The sequence below is a fragment of the Corallococcus sp. AB018 genome (genome assembly GCF_003986945.1).
Lineage (GTDB): Bacteria > Myxococcota > Myxococcia > Myxococcales > Myxococcaceae > Corallococcus > Corallococcus exiguus.
Genome location: NZ_RAWR01000043.1, coordinates 25,745 through 49,835 on the forward strand (window position 1 = coordinate 25,745; position 24,091 = coordinate 49,835).

Sequence of the window (24,091 nt, forward strand, 5' to 3'; positions counted from 1 at the left end):
GCGTGACCTTCCGCGCGCACGGCGGTGCGGTGGTCGGGGTGTCCACCGAGGAAGCGGGCACCACCTTCCGGGTGCACCGGCCTCGCGGCTGTTGATCAGCCCGTGCCCAGCGGGTGCATCCGCACCGCGCAGAGCAGCGCCGCCACGCGCTCGGGTGCGGGTGGCACCGGGCCCACCTTCGCGAGCTTCCCCGCCGCGAAGGCCGTGCTCCTCCGGGCGCAGGTCTCCAGGTCGTGGCCGTCCAGCCTCGCCGCCAGGACTCCTGCGAGCAGCGCGTCGCCCGCGCCCACCGTGCTCGCCACCTCCACGGGGGGCGGCAGGGCCCGCCAGGCGCCGTCGTCCGACACGAACAGGGCGCCGTCCGCTCCCAGCGACACCACCACCAACCCGATGCCTGTCGCGTGCAGCTCGCGTGCGGCTCGAGCGATGTCGCCCGCGTTCCTCAGGGGGCGTTCGACCAGTTCTTCCAGTTCGCGCGCGTTCGGCTTCACGACGTCCGGCTTCGCGGCCACCGCGTGGCGCAGCGGTGCTCCGCTCGTGTCCACCGCCACCACCGCGCCCTTCGCTCGCAGGCGCTCCGTCAGCGTGGCGTAGATGGACGCGGGCACTCCCGCGGGCACGCTGCCGGACAGCACGAAGCAGCCGTTGTCCTCCGCGAGCGCATCCAGCGTCTCCAGCAGCGCGGCCAATGCCTCCTCCGGCACGCGCAGGCCCGGCAGGTTGAGGTCCGTCACCGCGCCGCTCGTGCGGTCCACGACCTTGATGTTCACGCGGCTGGAGCCCGGCAGCCGGAGGCAGCGGTCCTGGATGCCTCGCTCGCGGAACAGCGTCTCGAACAACGGCACCGTGTCCTCGCCCAGGAAGCCCGTGGCCGTCACCGGACGCGTGCCTCCCGCGAGGAACGCCGCCACGTTGATGCCCTTGCCTCCCGGCGTGCGCGTCTCCGCCACCACGCGGTTCACCGCGCCCGCCGTGAACCCCGGACACTCCAGCGTCTGGTCGATGGCCGCGTTCAACGTGACCGTCACCACGCCCGGCTTCGTCGGCCTCACGCCTTCGCTCCCTTCCGGGCCAGCAGGCCGCGCACCAGCCCCCGCACCTCGGCGACGTTGCCGCACTCCAGCGCGGCCCGGGCCACGTCTTCCGCGTCCGCCATGGAGATGCCCCTCAGCAGCGCCTTCACCGCCGGGATGCTGGGGATGGCCACGCTCAACTCCGTGACGCCCAGGCCGGACAGCACCACCGCGCCGGACGGGTCTCCCGCGATGCCGCCGCACGCGCCCACCCAGATGCCCGCCTTCTTCGCCGCCTTCACCGTGAGGTCCACCATGCGCAACACCGCCGGGTGCAGGCCGTCCGCCTGGGACGCGAGCACCGGGTGCTGCCGGTCCATGGCCAGCAGGTATTGCGTCAGGTCGTTGGTCCCGATGGAGAAGAACGACACGTCCCGCGCCAGCTGCTCCGCCATCATCACCGCCGAAGGCACTTCCACCATGATGCCCGTCTCCACCGGATCCGCGCCCACTTCGCGGCGCACGGACTCGGTGATGGCGCGCGCCTTCGCCAGCTCCTCGGGCATCGCCACCATGGGATACATGATGCGGACCGGGCCCTCCATCGACGCGCGCAGGATGGCGCGCAGCTGTGTGCGGAACAGGTCCTCCCGTTCGAAGCACAGCCGGATGCCGCGCACGCCCAGGAACGGGTTCGCCTCCGCCGGCAGCGACAGATATGGCACGTGCTTGTCCCCGCCGATGTCCAGCGTGCGCAGGATGAGCGGCAGGCCGTTCAGCGCGCGCACCATCGTGAGATACGCGTGGAGCTGCTCCTCCTCTCCGGGCGGTTCGTCACGGTCGAGGAAGAGGAACTCCGTGCGCATCAGGCCCACGCCCTCGCCGCCCGCGTTCACGGCCTTGCCCGCGTCCGCGGCCTCGCTGATGTTCGCGGCCACCTCCACGCGCCTTCCGTCGAGCGTGATGGCGGGCCGGTAGCGCTCCAGCTTCTCCGCCTCGCGCCGTGTGCGGATCCGCTCGCGCTGGTGCGCGGCCCTGGCCCGGTCCCGCGCCGAAGGGCCCACGACGAGCACGCCCGCGTCGCCGTCCAGGATGCAGTGTTGCCCGTTGCGCAGGTCCAGCACCGACGGCCCCACCGCCACCACCGCCGGCAGGTCCAACGAGCGCGCGATGATGGCCGTGTGCGACGTGGTGCCGCCGCCCGCCGTGCACAGGCCCAGCACCATGGCGGGGTCCAGCTTCGCGGTGTCAGACGGCGCCAGGTCCTCCGCCAGCAGCACCACCGGATGCTCCGGGAAGGTGGGCTCGCCCTCCAGCACCCGGGCCAGGGGCCGCAGCACGCGCCGGCCCACGTCCCGCAGGTCGGCGGCCCGCGCGGCCAGCACCGGTTCCTCCAGAGCGGCCAGCGCCTCCGCGCGGTTCTCGAAGACGCGGCGCCAGGACTCGCCCGCGCTCAGGCCGGTGTCGATGAGGCCGTGCGACTCGCTCAGCATCTCCGGGTCGTCGAGCAGCTCCAGGTGCGCCTTGAAGATGGCGGCCCGCTGCGCTCCGGCCTTCTGGAGGAAGCCTTCGTGCAGCTGGCGCAACTCCGCCGCCGCTCCGGCCAGGGCCGCCTCCAGCAACTGGTGTTCCCGCGCGGCGTCGGCGGCCCGCTCCTCCACCTCCAGCCGTTCGCGTTGGAAGGCCCACACGGGCCCGGCCGTGATGCCCGGCGACGCGGACAGGCCCGCGACCAGCGTCCCCTCGTAGTCGAGCACGGCGGAGGGCACGGGCTCCGGTGCCAGCGCGCGAGCGGCGAGCGGGCCCTCGCCCAGGCCGACGTCGAAGGCCTCCTGCAAGGCGAGGAGCACCGCCGCCGCGTCGTCCCCCGCCGAGGTGAGCGTCAGCGTCGAGCCGCCCCGGGCGCCCAGGCGCAGCAACGACAGGAGGCTGCGGGCGTTCGCCTGCCGCCCCTCGTGGTGGACGGTGACGTCCGCATGGAAGCGGCGCACCACCTCCACCACCATGGTGGCGGGACGCGCGTGCAGGCCGTGCGGTGACGGGGACAGGACCTGGAGCGAGAGGCCCTCGAACACGGGAGCCGCTGGCTGCTCCAGCGGAGCGACGGGGCCTTGGAGCGCCTGGATGATGGCGGCCGCGTCCAGGGTGGAGGCCAGGGCCACGGCCCGGGCCTCGTCGTCCAGCACGCCGGTGAGGTTGGCGAGCACCTGGAGGTGTTCGTCGGACCTCGCCGCGATGCCCACCACGAGGTGCGCATGGGCGTCCTCGCTCCAGACGACGCCGGAGGGGAACTGCACCACGACGACGCCCGTCTGGAGCACGAGGTGGCGCGCCTCCGGCAGGCCGTGCGGAATGGCGATGCCGTGGCCGAGGAACGTGGCGGACACCTGCTCGCGCTTGAGCATGCTGTCGACGTAGCCGGGCGAGATGAAGCCGGACTCCACCATCACCTGTCCGACCAGGCGGATGGCCTCCGCCTTGTTCGTGGCGGACCATCCCAGGCGGACCTGTGACGGCGTCAGCGACAGCATCGGTGCTCCTTGCCTCGGGTGCGCGCGAGCTTCACGCGGGGAATGACGGTGCATCCTGCCCGGTGTCCGCCCCTGCCCGCGCGGGCCTCCCGAGCCCCGTCTTCCGGGTAACAGCTCCCAGAAGAGAAGACCTCCCGGCCCCAACGTGGCTCCGACATGACGGACAGGCGACGTCCGGCGTCCATGCGCGTGACGGCCCGCATGGGGGTGTTAAAGGGAAGGCAGTCATGTCTGACAGCGTCCTGGACTTCTACGAAGGGCTGGCCGAGGAGTACCACCTGCTCTTCGCGGACTGGGAGCAGTCGGTGGACCGGCAGGGCGCGGTGCTGGACGCGCTCCTGCGCCGCTCGGGGGCGCCGCCGCCGCGCCGGGTGCTGGACTGCGCGTGCGGCATCGGCACGCAGGCGCTGGGGCTGGCGGCGCGGGGTTATTCCGTGCACGCCACGGACCTGAGTCCCTCCGCGGTGGCGCGCGCGGAGCGGGAAGCGCGCGCCATGCACGTGAGCATCACCACCGGCGTGGCGGACATGCGGATGCTGGACTGGCAGGTGCCGGGCACCTTCCACGTGGTGATGTCGTGCGACAACGCGATGGCGCACCTGTTGGAGGACTCGGACCTGGACGACGCCGCGACCGCGATGGCGTCACGCCTGGTGCCTGGAGGTCTGCTGGTGGCGAGTCTGCGCGACCACTCGGCGCTGCTGGAGAAGCGGCCGCGCTTCACGGCGGAGCGCGTGCTGGACACGCCGCTGGGCCGCCGCGTGCTCTTCCAGGTCTGGGATTGGGCGGTGGATGAAAGGCAGTACACGGTGCGCCAGTTCATCCTGCGCCAGGAGTCCGGCATCTGGCACACCACCGAGCACACCGGCGTCTACCGCCTGCTGCAACCCGTGGAGCTGGAGCAGGCGCTCACCCGTGCGGGCCTGGTGGATCCGCGCTGGTACACGCCGGAGGAGACGGGCTTCAACCAGCCGCTCATCACCGCGCGGAAGCCCTGAGCATGACAGGGAGGAGCGGCGCCCCGTGACGGCGCACGGTGTCCGCGACCTTCCACCACACGCGGGCCTTGTGTGCCCCGGCTTGCAGCGTCTCCATCAGGTGCAGGGACGGCATCAACGCGAGCAGGAGGTGCAGGGCTAACAGCCAGCCCAGCCCTTCCCGGGCGAACGACGGGAGCGGCTTCGACTCCTGGGGCGGAGCTGACGACCTGTCCATGGCATCCCTCGTGACGACAGTTGTAGTCAGGAGCGGTATGCCATGGCTACAGTTGTAGTCAAGAGGCCTTGTCGCGAGGCAGGGCCCAGATGTCTTCAGCGGGCCGGTAGGCGCGGGCGTCCTTTCCGGCGGTGCCGTGGGCCTTGGTGTCGAGCAGGCCCGCGTGCCAGAGGTTCTGTTTGAGTTTGAAGACGGTGGACGGGTTGATGTCCGGCCCCCGGAGCCCGGGCTTCAGCGTTCCGGAGGGGTCCGCGAGGAAGAGGGCTGTCGCCAGCGCCGGGTCGTCATGGCCCGCCGCCACGGCCAGCTCCGGCAGCGTGAGGCTTCCGCCGTGGTCCGTGAGGGTCCGGTGGATGAGGCGCACCGCGGGCTGCCGGATGAGGACGAAGCGCGCCACGGCGGCGAAGGCCGCGTGCACGTCCAGCAGGCGCTTGCGCTTGTCGTAGCGGGTGTCGGGGTCGAACTGGAGCGCGGACAGGAGGTCCGCCACGGTGCGGCCTTCGAGCGTGGGCTTCCAGTCCAGGTCCAGCAGCCCGAGCGTGTTGGCGCCCGTGGCCGCGTGGCGCCGGGAGCTGTCGCTCCCCAGGTCCTTCCAGTGCGCGGCGAGCGACTTCAGCAGCGCTCCGGAAGGAGCACCCCGGTCCGCGAGGAACGCGGCCGCGAGGTAGTTGAGGGGATGGTTGAGCTGGAGGCTGCGCGCGGCGGGGACGCCTTCGAGCAGCGACGAGGCCTGGCTGACGGCGCGAGGCAGTGGGGTGGGGTCCGCGGGGGGAATGACCTCTACCCAGTGCTTCGCGTCCCGGGCGAGGATGCCGACCCCGATGCTCCGCGCCTGCGCCAGGGTGGGGGCGCGGAGGTCGGCGGCGGAGGCCGGCAGCGCGAGGTACGCGTGATGGACGCCCGCGCGGTAGCTGTGCGCCAGGCCCAGGCCCTGGACCCAATCCCTTTCAGAGGCCTTCACCTCGATGCCCGTGACGAGGACGCCCTCGGGCCGCGCCACGCTGCACAGGATGTCCGGCCGGGTGCCCTCCAGCGTGAGCCGCGTCATGGGCTCCAGCTCCCGGGCGAACGGGCTGCGGACATACGAAGGATGCGCATCCACCAGCAGGTGCAGGACGCGCGACCTGCGCAGCCCGTGCTTGAGCAGGTGGTGCTTCAACTCGCGGACGACCCTGGCTTCGGCGTGGGGCATGAGGCTCAGGCGCGCTTCGCGTCCGCGGGGGCGTTGGGGTGGCGCGCGAGCATCATGCGCAGCTGGGGCTGACGGCGGACCAGCTCCTGCTTGAGCAGGTGTGCGATGAGCGCGGGCGGCGCGGCGCTCCAGCGCGCGATGTTCTGCACCAGCATGGGCGAGCGGTACGTGCGTCCGCACAAGAGCGACGTCGTCTTGCCGTCCACCGGCATGCCCACGAGCGCGCCCAGGGCCCGGCCTTCCGTGTTGAGGATGAGCTCCACCTTCTCCTCGGACGGGCCGGTGGAGAAGCGCTGGCGCAGGAGCTCGCGCGCGGTGCGGCGGGTCTGCTCCGGTACGTCCCGGTCCACCGTGAGCTTGTGGTGCTCCATCAGGCGGCGCATCGCCCACAGGCGGCGGAAGAGGGCGGCCGGCAGCTGTGGGTTGCGCACGAGGAAGCGGCGCACGCCTGTGTCCGCGGCGAAGGCGGCTCGGGCCACCAGCGCCTCCAGGCCCACGGGGTTGCGGTGGTGCCTCGCGATGAGCCGTGCGTGCGCGAGGCCCACTCGCGAGTTCTCCAGCACGGCCTTGATGACGGCGGGCACCGGGTCGAAGCACAGCGCGGACAGCTCCGGGTCCTCCGCCCCATGCGCGAGCGCCACCCGCTGGTCTTCCGGCAGCGCGTGCAGCCGCGTCTCGAAGAGCTTGCGGTAGTCGCCCTGCACCGTCTCCGGCACGTCGTCCGTGGCACCGGCGTCATCGTCGTCGGCGCCGTCCGAGGACTCCGCTTCCGGCAGCGGCTCCGTGTCGCTCGCGTCGAGCGACGGCGCGGGATGATCCGTGAACGGGGCCGGAGCTTCCGGCGGTCGCACCGTGTTCACGGGACTCGCGACCTCCGTGCCCGGCAGCAGCGCTCCCTGGGACACCAGCCTCGCGAGGATGTCCCGCAGCTTGTCTGGCGGGAACCCTGTCAGGGCGGGCAGGTCCTTCTCGCGCGTGTGGCCATCCAGCCGCGACAGCACGAAGCCCTCCTCCGCGTTCAGCGGGAGCCGCCGCAGGTCCACCGTCGGGTTCAGCTTGGGCGTCCAGTCACTCATGCGCGCCCCCGAGTCTTTCACGACACGCGCGGTTCGCGCCTCCCTCCGTCAGGGCCGTCCTCACCGGATTGTTCCCGGTCCGTCCGAAAACGACGGGCCGCGTCGGGGACCGCCTGGCTGCTCTCCTGCCCTCGGCCCCGTCCGGGTTGCGTCGGTGCAGGCACGAAGGTGGCCCGCATGGGTTGACGAGAGGCGGGCAGCTGGACACAACTTCACTTCATGTCCGACCGCATCCAGACCTATGCCGAGTTCTGGCCGTTCTACCTGCGCGAGCATTCGCATGCGTCGACACGCTGGCTGCACCTCGCCGGCACCAGCCTGGGCGTGGGCCTGGGTATCACCGCCGCCGTCACCGGACGCGGCGCGCTGATTCCCGCCGCCCTGGTGTGCGCCTACGGCTTCGCGTGGGCCAGCCACTTCAAGATCGAGCACAACCGCCCCGCGACCTTCAAGTACCCGCTCTGGTCGTTCATCTCCGACTTCCGCATGGCCGGGCTGATGCTGATGGGCCAGCTGGGTCCGCACCTGGAGCGCGCGAACTCTGGCGTGACGGCCGCCGCCACCCTGGCGCCGGCCCCCGTCGAAAGCCGCTGACGTTCGCGAAGCCTCGGTCCACTACCTCTGCGGTGGAGGACCGAAGCGGCCCGCGCGGTACCCCGCGAAGGACCTCATGATGTCCTCCTGGGTGTCCCCGATGAACGGCCCGTGGCTCACCAGCGGCTCGCGCTGCGGTTGACCGGCGTACAGCAGCACTCGCGCCCGCGTCGTCCCGGTGACGTGGACCGTGCTGTCTCCGCTCGACACCGGCCGGTCCAGCCAGCCCACCTGCCCGGGCTTCAGCGCCTGGCGGTCCGGCCCCACCGCGACCTCACCCTCCAGCACGTAGAAGAAGCCGTTGTACGAAGCGGGCAGGTCCTGCGCGATGGACGCACCCGGCTCCAACTGGAGCTCCGCCAGCGTGACGGGCACATAGTTCTTCGTCGCTGACCGCACCGTCCCCGACGTGCCGCTGTACAGCCGCACCTCCACGCCCGGCTCGCGCCGCACCGGAAGCTCCGCGTACGGCAGGTCCTGGTAGCCCGCGGGCACCCAGCGCTGCGCCTTGGGCAGGGTGAGCCAGAGCTGGAGGATGCGAGCCTGGCCCAGGTCGCCCTCCAGGCCCTCGCCGTGGATGACGCCACTGCCGGCCGTCATCCACTGCACGTCGCCTTCGCCCAGGCTGCCGCTGTCGTGGGTCATCCCGCCCTTCACCACGAGGGTCACCGTCTCGAAGCCCGCGTGCGGATGCGGCCCGCCAATGGGCTTGCCGTCGATGCGGTCATCCATCAACAGGATGAACGGATCCGACCGCGCGTAGTCCTCCGGTGAGATGACCGGCACCACCGTGTGCGCGGGCCCGAACTGCCCCTGTGTGGGCTCGGGCAGGTCGATGATCCGCGCCAGCCTTCGCTCCAGGACATCCATTCGCTGCGTGCTCATGACGGTTCCCTCCTTTCGGTTCAGCTCAGCGCCGGGTAGCTCGTGAAGCCCTGCTCCTCGCCCTGGAAGAAGGTCGACGCGTCCGGCGTGTTGAGCGGGGCGGACCGGCGGAAGCGCTCCGGCAGGTCCGGGTTCGCGAGGAACGGCACGCCGTACGCCACGAGGTCCGCCTCGCCGCGCTCGATGACCGCTTCACCGGCCTGCGCGTCGTAGCCCCCGTTGGCGATGATGACGCCCGGGAAGGCCTTGCGGATCGCCGGAGTGATGCGCTGCTCGGGCGCCGGAGCGGCGGGGCCCGTGACGAGCTCGGTCACGTGCAGGTAGCCCAGGCCCAGCTTGCCCAACTCGCGGGCCAGATACGTGAAGGTCTCCGTGGGCGTGGAGTCGTGCATGCCCGTGTACGGGAAGTTCTGCGGGAAGAGCCGGTAGCCCACGCGGTCCGCGCCGAACACCTCCGCCACCGCCCGCGCCGCCTCCAGCGGGAGGCGCGCCCGGTTCTCGATGCTGCCGCCGTACGCGTCCGTGCGCTGGTTGGAGCCGTCCCGCAGGAACTGGTCCAACAGGTAGCCGTTGCTGCCGTGCAGCTCCGCGCCGTCGAAGCCGGCCTCCTTCGCGTTGCGAGCGGCCTGGCGGAACTGCTCGACGACGCCGGGAATCTCATGCGTCTCCAGGGCCCGGGGCGTCACCGCGCGCTTCTTGCCCTGGAACGTGAAGACCTCCTGCTCAACCGGAATCGCGGAGGGCGCCACCGGCAATTCGCCCCCGTGGAAGTCCGGGTGCGAGACGCGCCCCACGTGCCACAGCTGCGCGAAGATGAGCCCGCCCGCCGCGTGGACCGCGTCCGTCACCTTCTTCCAGCCCGCCACCTGCTCTGGCGAGTGGATGCCCGGCGTGCGGATGTACCCGACGCCCTGGGGGCTGACCTGGGTGCCCTCGGTGACGATGAGGCCCGCGGACGCCCGCTGCTCGTAATAGGTCACCGCCAGCGGGTTGGGGACGTTGCCGTCCACCAGCGCCCGGCTGCGGGTCATGGGGGCCATCACCAGCCGGTTCTTCAGTTCGAGCCGGCCCAGGCGGAGAGGGGAGAGGAGCTTGAGTGTATTTGCCATGGCCGTTGAATGCTCCAGGCGCTATGGACGTGCCATGGCATCCAGTCCAAATAAATTGACCGATCGTCCAGACTCGCTGGAGGCTCAGGGGGCGGATGTCCTGGCGGACGTCCTGGACACCCTGCGCCTGTCCACCCGGATGCACGGCCGCTTCGAGCTGTTCGCCCCGTGGGGGCTCCAGTTCGGGACGTCCCCGGGTGCGCACATCATCCTTGTCGCGCGCGGCGGGGCCCGTTTGGAGGTGGAGGGTGTTCCGGGGGCCCTGGTGCTGTGCGCGGGAGACCTGGCGGTGCTGCCGCATGGCGGAGGGCACACGCTGCGCGACGCGGAAGGCAGCCCCGTTCATGTCCTGGCGCATGGGGCCTGCGCGAACGCCCGAGGAAAGGGTTCCATCCGGTTGGGGGGCGACGGCGAGCGGACGACGCTGGTCGCGGCGTCGTTCCAGCTGGGCGTCGCGCCGCGCACGCTCCTCTTCAAGGAGCTTCCCCGCGTCATCCACCTGGCCGCGGACGACGCGGCGACGGCGCCGTCACTGGCGTCCACGGTGCAGTTGCTGCTGACGGAGAGCGCGTCGTCGCACCCGGGCGCCACCGTCATCATGAGCCGGCTCGCGGACATCCTGCTGGTGCAGGCTCTGCGGGCGCACATCATGAAGTCGGAGGTGTCGTGCCGGGAGAGCGGGCTGCGGGCGTTGGCGGATCCGCAGATTGGCAAGGCGCTCGCGCTCATCCACGAGCGCCCCGAGGAGCCCTGGACGGTGGAGAGCCTCGCGTCCGCCGTAGCCCTGTCGCGGTCCGGGTTCGCCGCGCGCTTCAGCGAGCTCGTGGGGGAACCGCCGCTGGAGTACCTGGTGGGATGGCGGATGATCAAGGCCGCCCAGCTCCTGCGCGAAAGCGAGCTGCCTTTGAGCGAGGTCGCTCCCGCCATCGGCTACCAGAGCGAGGCGTCCTTCAACCGGGCCTTCAAGCGTTGGGACGGGACCGCTCCCGGCGCGTATCGGCGCAGCCACCGCCGGGCGTGAGTAGGGAGTGAGCGGTCCGTTGGAGGCGCGATGCCTCAACCTGACCGACAGTCGAACGGGTCTTCCAAGGCCGCATCGGCCACGCTCTTCTCAGTGCATTCCCCTCGGAACTCGCAGGTGGAGCATCCCGGAGCGGCTGGAGGCGGTGGTTGCCCGCTGTTCGGCTTCACGAGGCGGTCCTCGGGTGCCGTGTCCTGCTCCGCGGTCGACACGAGGTCGTCGAATCGATGCTCCTCCACGCAGTGGTGTGTCTGCGACGCGTTCTGCCCAGGGGCTGACGTAGGAGCGCCGGGGTCACGCTCTTCCGTGCAGGGGTGTGTCTTTGGCGCAGAGTCCTGCGTGGCTGATGTCACGGGGGGAACGTGGGCTTCAGGTGAAGCCTTCTCCTGGGAAGCAGGGGCAAAGGCATTCAGTACGCGCTCATCGCGCACCTTCAGCAGCGCTGGCAGCTCATGCTGAAGTGCCTGCACGTCGCGCTCGTTCAGAATCGCCATCACGCGGAAGGCCCACTCGCGCAGCGCCTCTCCGCCCATGAGCGGCAGCAGTTGGGCGGCTCCTCCCAGGAAGGCCCGCTGCAGGGACTGAACGAGGAGGACGTGCCCGGGACGCGCCGCCACCCGCGCCGCATGCCGCAGCAACTCGAATTCCGCCCACGCGCAGACTTCGCCCGACTCCCAGCGCGCCGCGTCCTGGAGCTGGTAGCACGTGCTCCCCAGCCGGTCCAAGTCGAGGTCCGAGGCCCTCGCGCAGCAGTCGGCCAGAAGCTCCACCAGCACCTGACGCTTGAGGCTGAAGTAGCCCTCCAGCAGCCACCGGGCATCCGGGTTGCTCGCGTCATGCAGCGCCAGCCCCAGATTCTCCAGCGTCAGCGACTCATCCAACGCCACCGCGCGCGTCTTGCGTCCGGGACGCTGAACCACCAGGCCTCGTGCCGCCAGCCGCCGCAGCGCCTCACGGATGGTGCCCCGACACACCTCATAGCGGCGCGCCAGCTTCGCTTCGGAGCCGAATTGTCCGCTCGGGTGCAGACGCCCCAGCGCGATATCGCGCTCGATTTGCGCCTCCACATAGGCCACGAGTCCTCGCCGTTCCATCCCCACTCCCCCTCCTCGTCCCAGCATCGCCATCCAACCACAGGGGTCTGACATGGACGTGCGAGCCCACCCTTCTCATTGCCAGCCAGGGGGCACCCTCCGGGCCCGGTCGGAGAAAAACCTGTCCGACTGTCGGACAGGTTTTGAGGCAACCGGCCCCGGGCGGGCGCCTCCATCCGTGACCCATGTTGGCGTTCGCGCACGCACGACGTCGCGCCCTGCCGAACGAACCAGCGCGGCCACAGGCCCCACGCCGCGGAAATCTGTCCGACAGTCGGGCAGGTTTTGAGGCAGCGGTGCCCGGGCAGATGCCTCTGCCCGTTTCCCGACTTGCCGTCCGTGCACGCACCCCATCGCAGCGTTCCGTGAGGCGTGCGTCCTCGCGGAGAACTTCGGGGCGCAGGGCCTGGTCACGGACTACTGGTGGCCTGCATGGGGCTCAGCCTTCTTCTTTGGGCGGCGGACCGCGGAAGGCATCCAGCTTCTTCGCGGCCTCCAGCTTCACCACCTTGCCCTCCTGCGCGGAGCGGTAGAGCGCTTCGATGATGCGCACGTCCGCGAGGCCCTCCTCGCCCGGCGTGTGCGGGACGGTGTTCTCCTGCACGCAGCGAGAGAAGTGGTCCATCTCCCGGGCGAACTGGCTCGGCTGGCTGAAGCTTCGCTCCACCGTGTCATCTGCCTTGGGGAACGTCTTGGACTTCATTCCCACGCGCAGGCGCAGTCCGCTGTAGGCGAAGCCAGGGTCCATGGACGCCCAGCCGTCCGTGCCCATCAGCCGCAGGTCCTTGGTCTCGTGCGCGCCGTAGTGGCTGGTGCAGTGCGCCTGGAAGCCGGAGGGGAAGCGCAGGTGGAAGGCAAAGGACTCCTCCACCTCCTTGAAGCGCGGGTCGTTGGGCGTGCTTTGGCTGAAGCCCTGCACCTCCGTGGGCTCCTCGCCGCTGAAGTAGCGCGCGGCGGAGAGGCAATAGATGCCCACGTCCGGCAGCGCGCCGCCGCCCGCCAGTGCCTTCTTGTGGCGCCACTGGTTGGGTTCGCCCTGGTTCTGGCCGTTGTTCGCGGTGAAGAGCTTGAGCGTGCCCAGTTCCTTGTTGCGTGCCATCTGGATGACCGCGCGGTGGTGCGGCTCGTACTGGAGGCGGTAGGCGATGCCCAGCTTGCGGTCCGCCTTCTTGCACGCGTCGATCATCTGCTGGCACTCGGCCGAGGTGCTGGCCATGGGCTTCTCGCAGAACACGTGCTTGCCCGCCTGCGCCGCGCGCACGGTGAACTCCGCGTGCATGCTGTTGGGCAGGACGATGTAGACGGCCTGCACCTCTGGGTTGTCCTTGAGCTGATCAAACGACTTGTAGTCGTAGAGGCCTTTGTCCGGCACGCCGTACTGCTTCGCGATGGCCTGCGCCTTCGCTCGGTCGCCGCTCACCAGCGCCACCACTCTGCCGCGCTTCATCTGTCCGAAGGCGGGGAGGATTTCCTCGAGCGACAGGTGGCCCAGGCCCACCACGGCCCAGCCCACGCGCTCGGATTCAGGCTGTGGGTTGGGTGGACCGGGACGCTCGCGCTCCGTCTTGGCGAAGGTGTCCGGCAGCTTCACCTGCGGCGCGGCGGCGAGCACCGGGGGCATCCACGCGCTCGCGGTGAGGAGTCCCCCCGTGGCCTCCAGCATGCGCCTGCGGGTCCACAGCCGGGATGCGTCGTCCATCATGCGCGGGCCTCCTGGGGCCTGGTGTCGGTGCGTGATGCGGCCGGAATCCAAGCGTCGGATGGGACGAGAGGGGTGGGCTTCGCTCGGCCGACGTGGGGGGCTGTTGGAAACAGAATCGAGGCGGCGTGTGCTGCCTCACATGACGACCTCTCCTGAACAGCGCGGTGATGCCGCGTCCTTCGCTTCCTATTTCGCCCACCGCGCCGTCGCCGAGCGCGGCTTCGTGTGGGGCGCCCCCGACGGAGCCCAGGCCCTGGCGGGCGCCGCGGACGTGGTGGTGCACCGGTGGGACGCACGCGGGCTGAAGCTGGCGTGCATGGTGGACCGCGCGCGCGACCCGGAGCGGCGCTTCGCCCTGACGCGCGAAGAGGTGACGGCGCTGGCTTCGCGCTGCCTGGATGCTGGCGCGGCGCGCTCCCCAGCGCGGCACGCGTCCATCGAGGTGTTCGAGCTGGGCAGTCCGCCCACGCCCGAGGACCGGGCGCGGCTGGGACCGCTGCGCAGGGCCTCGGGCGCGGAGGGCATCGACATCACGCCGTGGATCCTCGACCCGTCCACTGGAGCGCTCTGGTCCGGTGCTCCGCTGGGCGGCTTCTTCGTCGGACGGCGCTTCTTCCAGGAGGTGATGCGCGGCCATGCCGCCGCGCACCGGCCTCCCGCGTAGCACGCGTCAGGCGGAGGCGGGCCGGCTCCGGTCGTGGCTGGAGAAGCGCCACGTGCTGGGGAAGCCCCGCTCCGCGAGGAGCGCCTGGCACTTCGACAGCCGCGCCTCCACGTCGGACGTGCGCGGGTCGAAGAGCAGCCCCGCCACCGTTCCGCTGTGCGCCACCTGGAGTCCCACCGCGCCGGAGGCCTCCATCACCTCCAGCAGCAGCTCGAAGTGGGGCTTGGGCAGGAAGCGCTGGTTGATGCGCGCGCTGGCCGTGGCCACCTCGCCCAACAGCCGGTAGTCCCCTGTCGCGAGCGCCCGCTCCAGCGATGCGCGCAGGCGCTGGAACTCCTCGATCTCCTCGCTGTCGTAGCGAGCGGGCGCGTGGGCCAGGGTGTCGACGCCCTTGCCGCCGGGGTCCAGGTTGATGCTCACCACCCGCAGGTCGAGCACCTCGCCGCTGAAGCGGTGGAGCACCACGCCCTCGCGATGACCGAAGATCAGCGCGCTGTTGCCGAAGATGGTGGAGTCCGACGCCGTCTCCGCCTTCACCGCCAGCCGCGCGGTGTCCTCCGGCGTCAGCGGCCGGCCCAGCGCCGCGGACACGGCGCGGATGGTGGCCACCACGTCGCTCGTGGAGGAGCCCAGCCCCCAGCCCACGGGGATGTTGCTGTGCACCACCAGGTGCGCGCCGCGCGGCTCCACGCCCGCCCATTCCAGGGTGAGCGCCGCGGCCCGGGCCGCCTTGGTCTTCCACGCGGGCTCCACGGTGAGCCCCGCGCCGGACGTGAGCTGGAAGCGCGCGTCCGAGCGAAGCATGCCGCAGGGCAGCGACAGCAGCCCCCGGTGCAGGCGCCCGTCCGCGTCGCGGAACACGCCCTGGAGCAGCTCCCCGTGGTGGCCCACGGCGTCACCCCGGCCCTCGGGGGAGAGCGCAGGGGCCGCTTCCACCACGGGCACGGCCGTGATGGAGGCTTCGTGAGACAGGGCCAGCGCTGTGTCTGGCGTGGGGGCCCGGGTGGCCAGGGCCTCGCCGACGAGCTTCTCCAGGCGGTGGATGGTGCGGTGCTTGAGCAGTTGCCGCAGGCCCAGCGTCACGCCGAACTGATCGGTCATGCGCGCCAGCAGCTGGAGGGCGCGCATGGAGTGCCCTCCCAACTCGAAGAAGTCCGCGTGGATGCCCACGTTGGGCAGGCCCAGCACGTCCTTCCAGAGCTCCGCCAGCCGCTCCTGGAGCGGCGTCTGGGGCGCGACAGGCGGCGCGGCGGGCCCTTCGTCACCAAAGGCCGGGGGCAGGGCGCGCTCATCCACCTTGCCGCTGAGATTGCGGCGCAGGCGCGAGACGAACTGGTAGCGCTCCGGCAGCATGTAGTCCGGCAGCGTCTTCGCGAGGAAGTCCTGGAGCCGTGCGCCGTCCAGGAGTCGCCAGGCGGAGGGCTCGCCTTCCGCGTGCGGGTGCTCCATCCACACGCTCGGGTCGTGGTACTCGGCGAAGCCCCGCTCCACGTCCACCGTCACCGGCTGCATGGTGCCCGGGAGCGCGTACTCGCCGGACGCGGTGAGCCGCTGGCCGCTCCACTGTTCCCACGAAGCCAGGTCCGCGCGGATGTACTGCGAGCGCGACTCCACGTGGAGCATCCGGCCGCCCACGCGCTCGTGGATGCGCAGCCATGGGTCCTGGAGCTGTCCGTCCTCGCGGCGCGCGTGGCACCACTGTTCGAAGGACAGGTCGGGACGCGACGCCTTGCCGGTGGGCCGCACCGGGACGACCACCCGCCCCAGCCCGTGCGCGCGCGCCAGGGCCTTGAAGCCCCGCAGGATGAGCGTGGCGAGCCCCCGGCCCAGGGCGTCCTCGGCCACCACGCCGGTGAGGATCATCAGCGTGTCGGCGGGCACGCCGCGCGCCGCGTCCTCGAAGCCCTGCCGCAGCCCCGCGTCCCAGCCCGCGGGCAGGCCCTCGCGCGTGCCGTCCCAACGGATGGGCAGCGCGTTGCCGGCGGCCACCACCGCGTCGTCCTCGTCGACGAGCGCGAACTGGTGCGCGGCGAACTCCTCCGCGAGCCGCGGCCAGAACTCGCGCAGGACGGTGTCCCCCGCGAAGAAGTCCGGCCACGCGCCCACGTGCAGGTCGTCCATGGCCCGCTTCAGCTCCGGGCGCTGGGCGAGCGTGAACATCCGGTAGCGCAGGCCCTCCCCCTGGAGCGTGATCGCGGCCTCGTGCAGCTCCACGGTGGCCACCAGGCCATCGCCGCCGCCGGGCTTCTTCGCGTGCCGCACGATGCAGCCGGCCACCGCCGGGTGCGCGGCGAGCCGGGATTCAATCTCCTCCAACTCCACGCGGTTGCCGCGGACCTTTACCTGCTTGTCCACGCGGCCGATGAACTCGACGTCGCCCGCCTCGGTGTACCGGCCCAGGTCCCCGGTGCGGTACATCCGCGTGCCCGGCTCCTGGTGGAAGGGGTCCGGCAGGAAGGCGCGAGCGGTGCGCGCCGGGTCGCCCAGGTAGCCTCGCGCGAGCCCCGGCGTGCTCACGTACAGCTCGCCGGTGACGCCGAAGGGCACGGGGCGCAGCGCTTCATCCAACAGGTAGAGGCGCGTGTTGGCGATGGGCCGGCCCAGCGGAACGATGTCGCCCTCCACCGGCCGCGCGCAGTCGAAGCGGCTGGCATCCACGGTGACCTCCGTGGGGCCGTAGTGGTTCGCCAGGCGGGTGGGGAACGTCGCGAGGAACGCGTCGCGCAGCTCGCGCGGCAGGTACGCGCCTCCGGAGAGGACCCGCCGCAGCGACGGCAGCTCCGGGATGCGCCCTGCACGCCGCGCGTCCACCAGCTCCCCCAGCATCAGGGGCACGCACTGGAACAGGGTGATGGCTTCGCGGCGCACGACCTCCGCCAGGTGCTGGGGCGAGCGGGCCGCGGCGTGCGGCGGAATCACCACGCGCGCGCCCACGGTCAGCGGCCAGTAGAGGTCCAGCACGAACGGGTCGAACGTGAACGAGGTGAGCAGCAGCACCGCGTCGCTCGCGTCCAGCGCGTAGTCCCGCTGGGTGGAGGCGACGACGTTGGCGATGCCCCGGTGCTCGATTTCGATGCCCTTCGGTACGCCCGTGGTGCCCGACGTGAACAGCACGTAGGCCAGGGCCCGGCCCCCCGGTGAGCCCGCCGGGGTGGTGGAGGGCCGGGACGCCACGCCAGCGCGCTCCGCGTCCATGGAGAGCACCGTCAGCCCCGGGCGCTGGAGGCTCTGGGCCAGCGGCCCCGCGGTGATGAGCAGCCGGGCTCCGGCGGCGTCCAGCACCTGTGCCTGGCGCTCCTCGGGATGCTCCGGGCTGACGGGCACGTACGCGGCGCCCGCCTTGAGCACGGCCAGCAGCGCGAGCACCAGCTCCGGTGATGGCTCCAGGCGCACGCCGACCCGGTCCTCCGGGCCCACGCCGTGCGCCAGCAGGTGGTGGGCCCAGCGGTTGGCCTCGCGGTCCAGCTGCCGGTACGTGAGGTGTCCGCCTTCCCACGAGAGCGCCACCGCGTCCGGCGTGCGCTCCACCTGCGCTTCCACCAGGCGGTGCACGCCGGTGTCCGCGTCGAAGGGCAGGGCCGTGTCGTTGAACGCGTGCAGCAGCCGCTGCTCCGACGTCGTGGACAGCATCCGGTAGTCCGCGAGCGCGCGGGTGGGGTCCGCCACCAGCTGTTCGACGAGCGAGAGGTACTGCTCCAGCATCCGCTCCGCGGTCGCGGCCTTGAACAGGTCGGTGTTGTAGTTGAGCCGGACGATGACGCCGCTGGCGACGTGGTCCACGATGTAGGTGAGGTCGAACTTGGACGTCTCGCTCTCGGCGACCTCGATGCCGCGCAGGAACTCCAGCTGGAGCCCGTCGAAGCGGACCTCGTCGGCGAGCCGCAGCTTGTTGTTCTGCAACCCGTACATCACGGAGAAGAGGCGGTTGCGGGACAGGTCCGTGTCCGGGTTCAGCTCCTGGATGGCCAGCACGCTGGGGTAGACGTGGTGGTCATACGCCTCCGCCGCCGTCTGGCGCGTGTCCTCCAACAGGTGCTGGAAGGTCATGCCCGGCCGCACGGTGCAGCGCATGGGCAGCGCGGTGGCGAAGAGGCCCAGGAGCGGCGCCACGCGCTCGTCGTCGCGGTTGGCGATGGGCGTGCCCACCACGAAGTCCCGCTGTCCACTCAGCCGGTGCAGCTGCGCGTGCAGCGCGGAGAGGAAGACGATGTTGAGCGTGGTGTGGTGCCGGCGGGCGAAGGCGTCAATGGCGGCGCTCCGCTCCTTCGGGATGACCCGGTGGACCTCCGCGCCGTTGAACGTCTGGAAGGCGGGGCGCGGGAAGTCGAGCGGCAACTCCAGGGGCGGCGGGAGCGTGGCGAACTTCTGGAGCCAGTAGCGGCGCTGGGGCTCCAGGCCGCCAGAGGCCACGGCGTCGTGGATCCACGCGGCGTAGTCCACGTAGCCCAGCCGCAGCTCCGGCAGGCGTGGGGCGCGCGCCGCGCGGAAGGCGTTGTAGAACTCGCTCAGCTCCCGCGCCAGGTTCATGGTGGAGGTCTCGTCCCAGATGATGTGGTGGACGAGGAAGAGGACGAGGAAGCGGCCGCCGGAGAAGTGCGCGAGCTTCACGTGGAACATCGGGCCGTTCTCGAAGTCGAGCGACATGCCGCTGTGCCGCCGCGCCAGCCGCTGCACCTCCGCGTGGAAGTCCGCATCCGGGACGTCGCGCCGGTCCAGGTACAGCGACTCGCGGGTGACGGCCACGTGCGGGCGGACGCGCTGCACGGGCTGGCCGTCCACGTAGCCGAAGTGCAGCCGGAAGATGTCGTGGCGGTCCACCAGCGCCTGCCAGGCGCGGGTGAAGGCGTCCAGGTCCAGGTCGCCGGTGAGCACCAGGTCGCCGATGCACACGTTGTAGAACGGGCTGTCCGGCTCCAGCTCGTGCATGTACCACTCGGGGAACTGGTACGTGGCCAGCGGATAGTGCGCCCGGGGCTCCAGCCTGCGCAGGGGCGGCAGCGCCACCGCCGGCGCGGCACCGTCAACGGGGACGCTCCGCAAGGCCTCGATGCGCTGCGCGATGCGCGCCACCGTCTGGCCCTCGAAGAGGTCGCGCACGGACAGCTCCACGCCGGTGAGGGCGCGCAGCTTCGCGTTGGACTGGATGGCCACCAGCGAGTGCCCGCCGAGCGCGAAGAAGTTGTCCTCCGCGCCGACGCGGGGCAGGCCCAGCAGGTCCGCCCAGACGTCCGCGACCCGCTGCTCCAGCGGCGTGCGGGGCGCCACGTAGGCGGTGAGCGACCCGAGGTCACCCTCTCCCGGCGCGGGGAGCGCGTTGCGGTCCACCTTGCCGTTGGGCAGGAGCGGCAGCGCGTCCATCAGCACGAAGGCGGACGGCACCATGTAGTCCGCCAGCCGGCTGGACAGGTACTCCGCGAGCGCGGCCGGGGTGACGGCCTCCGCCTCCTTGAGGACGGCGTAGGCCACCAGCCGCTTCGCGTGCCCCTTGTCCCCGCGAGCGATGACGACCGAGTCCCGCAGGTCCGGGTGCTGGGCGAGCGCGGACTCCACTTCGCCAATCTCGATGCGGAAGCCGCGGACCTTCACCTGGTGGTCGATGCGGCCCAGCACCTCGATGCTGCCGTCCTCCAGGAAGCGCACCAGGTCTCCGGTGCGGTACAGCCGCTGGCCGGGCTCCGTGGCGAACGGATCCGGCACGAACGAGCGGGCCGTCTTGAGGGGGTCCCCCAGGTAGCCGCGCCCCACGCCGACGCCGCCGATGTACATCTCCCCCGCGACGCCGATGGGCACCGGCTGCAGGAAGGTGTCCAGGATGTACGCCTGGAGGTTGGGCAGCGTGCCGTTGATGGGCAGGCTGGCCCAGTGCATGGAGGGCGCGGACCGCATGGGGTAGTGCGCGCTGTCGTCGGAGACCTCCGTGGCGCCGTAGGCGTTCACCATGGGCACGCCCGGCCAGAGCTTGAACCAGCGCGCGCACAGCTCCGGGAGGAGCGGCTCCCCGTTCACGATGAACCAGCGCATGGCGGAGAGGTCGTAGCGGCCGGGGTTGGCCTCCATCTCCTCCAGCATGATGCGCATGTGCGTGGGCACCGTCTCCAGGACGGTGACCCGTTCGTCCCGCATCTTCGCCAGCAGCTGGACGGGCTCCCACGCGGACTCGTCCTTGAAGATGGCGGTGCGCGCGCCCACGAGCAGCGCGCAGACGAACTGCCACACCGACACGTCGAAGCTGGGCGTGGCGATTTCGGCCACCACGTCCCGGGCGGTGATGCCCAGCGTGTCCTGCTTCGCACGCAGGTGGTTGAGCATGCCGACGTGTTCAATCATCACGCCCTTGGGCATGCCGGTGGAGCCCGACGTGAAGATGACGTACGCGAGCGCCTCCGGCGGCACGTGCACGTCCGGACGCGTCCAGGGGGCGTCCTGTTCCAGCAGCTCCGTCACCCGCGCCACGGGGCGGCCGGAGGCGATGTCCCGGGCGTCCGCGAGGTGGCGCTCCTCCGTGAGCAGCAGCACGCACTGGCTCTGCTCCACGACGGAGCGCAGCCGGTGCCGGGGCAGGGCCGGGTCGATGGGCACGTACGCCCCGCCCGCCTTCCAGACGGCGAGCATGGCGATGAGGAACTCCAGCTCCCGGTCCAGGAAGAGCGCGACGATGCGGTCCGTGGACACGCCCGAGGCCAGCAGGTGGTGCGCCAGCCGGTTGGCCCGCGCGTCCAGCTCCCGGTACGTGAGGGAGCGGCCTTCACACACGGCGGCGAGCGCGTCCGGCGTGCGGTCCACCTGGGCCTCGAAGACCTGGTGGAAGCACTCGTCGCGCCGCCAGGGCACGTCCGTACGGTTCCAGTCCAGCAGCTGGCGCTGGTGTTCCGCGGGGGTGAGCAGCGGCAGCCGGGAGAGGCGCTGGCGCGGGTCTCTCGCGGCGCCCTCCAGCAGCGTCTGGTAGTGGCCCGCGAGCCGCTGGACGGTGGCCGCTTCGAAGAGGTCGGTGTTGTACTCGAACCAGGCGACCAGGCCGTCCTTGTCCTCGGTGAGGCTCAGGGTCAGGTCGAACTGCGCGGAGCCCGTCTCCACGTCCACCGGCGTCAGCGTCAGGCCGTCCAGCTCCAGGCGGGGTGGGGGCATGTTCTGCAGCGCGAACATGACCTGGAAGAGGGGCGGGCGGCTCAGGTCGCGCGGCAGTTGCAGCGCCTCCACCAGTTTTTCGAAGGGGACGTCCTGGTGGGCGTAGGCGCCCAGCGTCGTCTGGCGCACGCGGCCCAGCAGCTCCACGAAGCGCGGGTCGCCGGAGAGGTCCGTGCGCAGGGCCAGCGTGTTGACGAAGAAGCCGATGAGCCCTTCGGTCTCCACGTGGCCGCGGTTGGCGATGGCGCTGCCGATGACGACGTCCTCCGTGCGCGCGTAGCGGCCCAACAGCACGTTGAAGCCCGCCAGCAGCGTCATGAAGAGGGTCACGTCCTGGCGGCGCGACAGCTGCTGGAGCGCGTCCGTCAGCGCCCTGCCCAGCTTCCAGGCGTGGCGTGCGCCCCGGTAGCGCTGCGCGGCCGGGCGGGGCCGGTCCGTGGGCAGCTCCAGCGAGGGCGGCGCTCCGGTCAGCTGCTGCTTCCAGTACGCCAGCTGCGCGTCCAGCCGCTCGCCGCGCATCCACTGGCGCTGCCACACGGAGAAGTCCCCGTACTGCACGGCCAGGGGCGGAAGCGCGGCGGCCTGCCCGGAGGTGAAGGCGCCGTAGAAGGCGGCCAGCTCGCGCACGAAGACGCTGATGGACCAGCCGTCGGAGATGATGTGGTGCATCGTGACGAGCAGCACGTGCTCCATGCCGCCCAGGTCCAGCAGGCGCGCGCGCAGGAGCGGACCCGTGGCCAGGTCGAAGGGCCTGCGCGCCTCCTCCTCCACGCGCTGGCGCACGGCGTCCTCGCTGGCGCCGGACAGGGCCTCCACGTGCACCGGCACCTCCACCGTGGGGTGCACCCGCTGCACGGGCTGTCCGTCCACCAGCGCGAAGGTGGTGCGCAGCGTTTCGTGGCGCTGCACGAGCGCCTGGAGGCTCTTCGCCATGGCCTGGACGTCCAGCGGCCCCAACAGCCGCACCGCGCCCGCGACGTTGTAGGCGGTGAGGCCGGGCTCCAACTGGTCGAGGAACCACAGCCGCTGCTGGGCGAAGGACAGCGGCAGGGCCGCGTCCCGCGGCGCGGGGACCAGCGGCGGCAGGGCGTCCCCCGAAGCCTCGGCGCGCGCGCTGTCCACGCGGGTGGCGAGCCCCGCCACCGTGGCCGACTCGAAGAGGATGCGCAGCGGCAGCTCGGTGCCCAGCGCGGAGTTGAGGCGGGACATCACCTGGGTGGCCAGGAGCGAGTGGCCGCCCAGCTCGAAGAAGTTGTCGTGCCGTCCCACGCGGGGCACGCGCAGCAGGCTCGCCCAGGTGCCGGCGATGAGCTCCTCCGTCGCGCCCTGGGGCGGCAGGAAGGCCTGCGCCGCCTGGGGGCGCAGGGGCGCGGGCAGCGCGCGCAGGTCCACCTTGCCGTTGAGGGTGAGGGGCAGCGACTCCAGCAGCATCCACGCCTGGGGGATGAGCGACTCCGGCAGCCGCTCCTTGAGGAAGCCGCGCAGCTCCTCGACGGTGGGCGCCGTCTGGCCCTGGCGCGGGACGACGTAGGCCACCAGCTCCCGGGAGGACGCGGCGGGGGCGTCCTCCCGCGTCAGGTTTCGGGCCGGCGGTTCACGCTGTTCGGAAGGGGATTCGGAGAGCCGGGGGTGCGTGGACGACATGTTGGAGCGGTCCTCGGGAGGATGGTCGGCGGAAGGAGGGACTGCGGCGCGCAGCCTTGGCTCAGAAGTAGGACTGGAGGACGCCACGGCGGCGCACGTCGAGCGTGGCGCAGTGGAACGAACCTCCCAGCCGGTAGAAGTTCGTGAAGTTGCAGGTGATGGGCTTGAAGCCCCAGTCCTTGAACGCGCGGATCAGCGTGTGCTCGTTCTTGTCCACGACGAGGCGCTGCTCATCGAGCATGAGGATGTTCATGCTCAGCCACTTGCCGCTGAAGTAGAGGATGAGGTCGTCCGAGGCGCAGGGCGGCGGCGCGCGGAGGATGTCCCACGACTTGAACATCCGCGGCAGCTCGTCCACGCGCTCCGGGTTCACCAGCAGCTTGCCGGGCGCCAGCGGCATGAACGTCGTGTCGATGTGCATGGGCTTGGTGTCCCGGCACTTCAGCTCGTGGATGCGGTACTCGCTGCCCAGGTGCCGCCGCAGCCACTCCACGCCGAACGCGTTCGTCACGTGGCTGCGGATGTAGAAGAGGTCCCGGCCGCAGCGCACGAAGTCCGCCGCGTCGAAGAGCGGCTCGAACTCCGTGAGGGCGTAGCGCATGGGCTCGTCGTCACCCGGCACCTCCCAGGTGTCGTCGAACGACTCGTCCGTCAGCTGCGGCTTGGGCGCGGAGGTCCACCGCGCGCCCGCGTGGAAGTACTCTTTCAATAGCTTCCGGTAGGGATGTACTTCGAAATAGCGGGAGCGCCACGGCATGGGCGTCTCGATGAGCTGGTCGCCCACGACGAGCAGCAGGTCCCGGGGCATGGCCGTGTAGAGGCCGCCCGGCGACTGCCAGTCCGGCGTGGAGAAGGGCTTCGTGTGCGAGACGCGCTCGGGGCGGCGGACGCGGATGCCCTCGGCCTCCAGGATGTGGGCGAACTCGTCCAGGTCCCGGTTGGCCGCGTCCACCATGTCCTGGGGGAAGGGCTTGCCGCCGTGCTCCTGGAAGAAGCCCCAGTGCTTGCGGGGCATGGTCGACTTGAGGGTCACGTGCCACGAGGGCACCGTGGCGCCGTCCGCGACGCCGACGATGACCTCCTCGAGCGGATCCCATTCGGTGTGCGAGGAGACCACCGGAAGCGACTGGGACTGCGGGACCAGCGACGGGTGCTGCGAGGCCAGTTGGAGGTTGGTGCGTTGCATGGCGTGTCTTCTCCGCGGGGGGTGAGGGTCAGGGCAGGGG

Annotated in this window: 15 protein-coding genes; 4 read left to right on the top strand and 11 right to left on the bottom strand. The window is 71.2% G+C overall.

Annotated elements, in window-relative coordinates:
• Window positions 1-95: 95 nt before the first annotated feature.
• Window positions 96-1,052, bottom strand: coding sequence for a 1-phosphofructokinase (gene pfkB / locus D7Y11_RS11795; protein WP_126933742.1), 957 nt, complete (start codon window positions 1,050-1,052; stop codon window positions 96-98).
• Window positions 1,049-3,544, bottom strand: coding sequence for a phosphoenolpyruvate--protein phosphotransferase (gene ptsP / locus D7Y11_RS11800; RefSeq protein ID WP_126933743.1), 2,496 nt, complete (start codon window positions 3,542-3,544; stop codon window positions 1,049-1,051). The genes pfkB and ptsP overlap by 4 nt, the downstream gene beginning before the upstream one ends.
• Before the next feature lie 227 nt (window positions 3,545-3,771).
• On the opposite strand from ptsP, the gene D7Y11_RS11805 reads away from it, so the two are divergent.
• Window positions 3,772-4,542, top strand: a complete 771-nt coding sequence (locus D7Y11_RS11805) for a bifunctional 2-polyprenyl-6-hydroxyphenol methylase/3-demethylubiquinol 3-O-methyltransferase UbiG (RefSeq protein WP_120578983.1) — start codon at window positions 3,772-3,774, stop codon at window positions 4,540-4,542.
• On the opposite strand, the gene D7Y11_RS11810 is transcribed toward D7Y11_RS11805, so the two are convergent.
• Genes D7Y11_RS11810 through D7Y11_RS11820 form a run of 3 tightly spaced genes read right to left on the bottom strand, consistent with a single transcriptional unit; the run spans window position 4,523 to window position 7,027 of the window.
• Window positions 4,523-4,759, bottom strand: coding sequence for a hypothetical protein (locus D7Y11_RS11810; protein WP_121754919.1), 237 nt, complete (start codon window positions 4,757-4,759; stop codon window positions 4,523-4,525). The genes D7Y11_RS11805 and D7Y11_RS11810 overlap by 20 nt on opposite strands.
• Before the next feature lie 58 nt (window positions 4,760-4,817).
• On the bottom strand, window positions 4,818-5,951 hold the full coding sequence (locus D7Y11_RS11815; RefSeq protein WP_121754920.1) for a hypothetical protein: 1,134 nt from the start codon (window positions 5,949-5,951) through the stop codon (window positions 4,818-4,820).
• A 5-nt stretch (window positions 5,952-5,956) separates the two neighbouring features.
• Complete coding sequence (locus D7Y11_RS11820) at window positions 5,957-7,027, bottom strand: hypothetical protein (protein ID WP_167547781.1); 1,071 nt, start codon at window positions 7,025-7,027, stop codon at window positions 5,957-5,959.
• Between the two features lie 219 nt (window positions 7,028-7,246).
• On the opposite strand from D7Y11_RS11820, the gene D7Y11_RS11825 reads away from it, so the two are divergent.
• Window positions 7,247-7,621 carry a DUF962 domain-containing protein gene (locus tag D7Y11_RS11825; protein WP_120578987.1) on the top strand — a complete coding sequence of 125 codons (375 nt, stop codon included), beginning with the start codon at window positions 7,247-7,249 and terminating at the stop codon, window positions 7,619-7,621.
• A 21-nt stretch (window positions 7,622-7,642) separates the two neighbouring features.
• Here D7Y11_RS11825 and D7Y11_RS11830 read toward each other — a convergent pair whose 3' ends face one another.
• Window positions 7,643-8,506 carry a pirin family protein gene (locus D7Y11_RS11830; protein WP_121754922.1) on the bottom strand — a complete coding sequence of 288 codons (864 nt, stop codon included), beginning with the start codon at window positions 8,504-8,506 and terminating at the stop codon, window positions 7,643-7,645.
• Window positions 8,507-8,526: 20 nt separating this feature from the next.
• The gene (locus D7Y11_RS11835) at window positions 8,527-9,615 is read right to left on the bottom strand and encodes an alkene reductase (RefSeq protein WP_120578989.1); all 1,089 of its coding nucleotides are present in this window, start codon (window positions 9,613-9,615) and stop codon (window positions 8,527-8,529) included.
• 55 nt (window positions 9,616-9,670) lie between these two features.
• On the opposite strand from D7Y11_RS11835, the gene D7Y11_RS11840 reads away from it, so the two are divergent.
• The gene (locus D7Y11_RS11840) at window positions 9,671-10,636 is read left to right on the top strand and encodes an AraC family transcriptional regulator (protein WP_233597232.1); all 966 of its coding nucleotides are present in this window, start codon (window positions 9,671-9,673) and stop codon (window positions 10,634-10,636) included.
• A gap of 35 nt (window positions 10,637-10,671) precedes the next feature.
• Here D7Y11_RS11840 and D7Y11_RS11845 read toward each other — a convergent pair whose 3' ends face one another.
• Both D7Y11_RS11845 and D7Y11_RS11850 read right to left on the bottom strand, forming a co-directional pair.
• Entirely contained in the window at window positions 10,672-11,736 is a 1,065-nt protein-coding gene (locus tag D7Y11_RS11845; RefSeq protein ID WP_121754923.1) for a FadR/GntR family transcriptional regulator, read from the bottom strand.
• Between the two features lie 433 nt (window positions 11,737-12,169).
• A complete protein-coding gene (locus D7Y11_RS11850; RefSeq protein ID WP_121754924.1) occupies window positions 12,170-13,432 on the bottom strand; it encodes a Gfo/Idh/MocA family protein in 1,263 nt (420 codons plus the stop codon).
• A 139-nt stretch (window positions 13,433-13,571) separates the two neighbouring features.
• Between D7Y11_RS11850 and D7Y11_RS11855 the strand changes: the two genes are divergently transcribed.
• Window positions 13,572-14,096, top strand: coding sequence for a hypothetical protein (locus D7Y11_RS11855; RefSeq protein WP_121754925.1), 525 nt, complete (start codon window positions 13,572-13,574; stop codon window positions 14,094-14,096).
• 6 nt (window positions 14,097-14,102) lie between these two features.
• Here the strand turns inward: D7Y11_RS11855 and D7Y11_RS11860 are convergent, their stop codons facing one another.
• Window positions 14,103-22,865, bottom strand: coding sequence for a non-ribosomal peptide synthetase (locus D7Y11_RS11860; protein WP_126933744.1), 8,763 nt, complete (start codon window positions 22,863-22,865; stop codon window positions 14,103-14,105).
• Between the two features lie 61 nt (window positions 22,866-22,926).
• Window positions 22,927-24,051, bottom strand: coding sequence for an amidinotransferase (locus tag D7Y11_RS11865; protein WP_172810176.1), 1,125 nt, complete (start codon window positions 24,049-24,051; stop codon window positions 22,927-22,929).
• Window positions 24,052-24,091 lie beyond the last annotated feature (40 nt).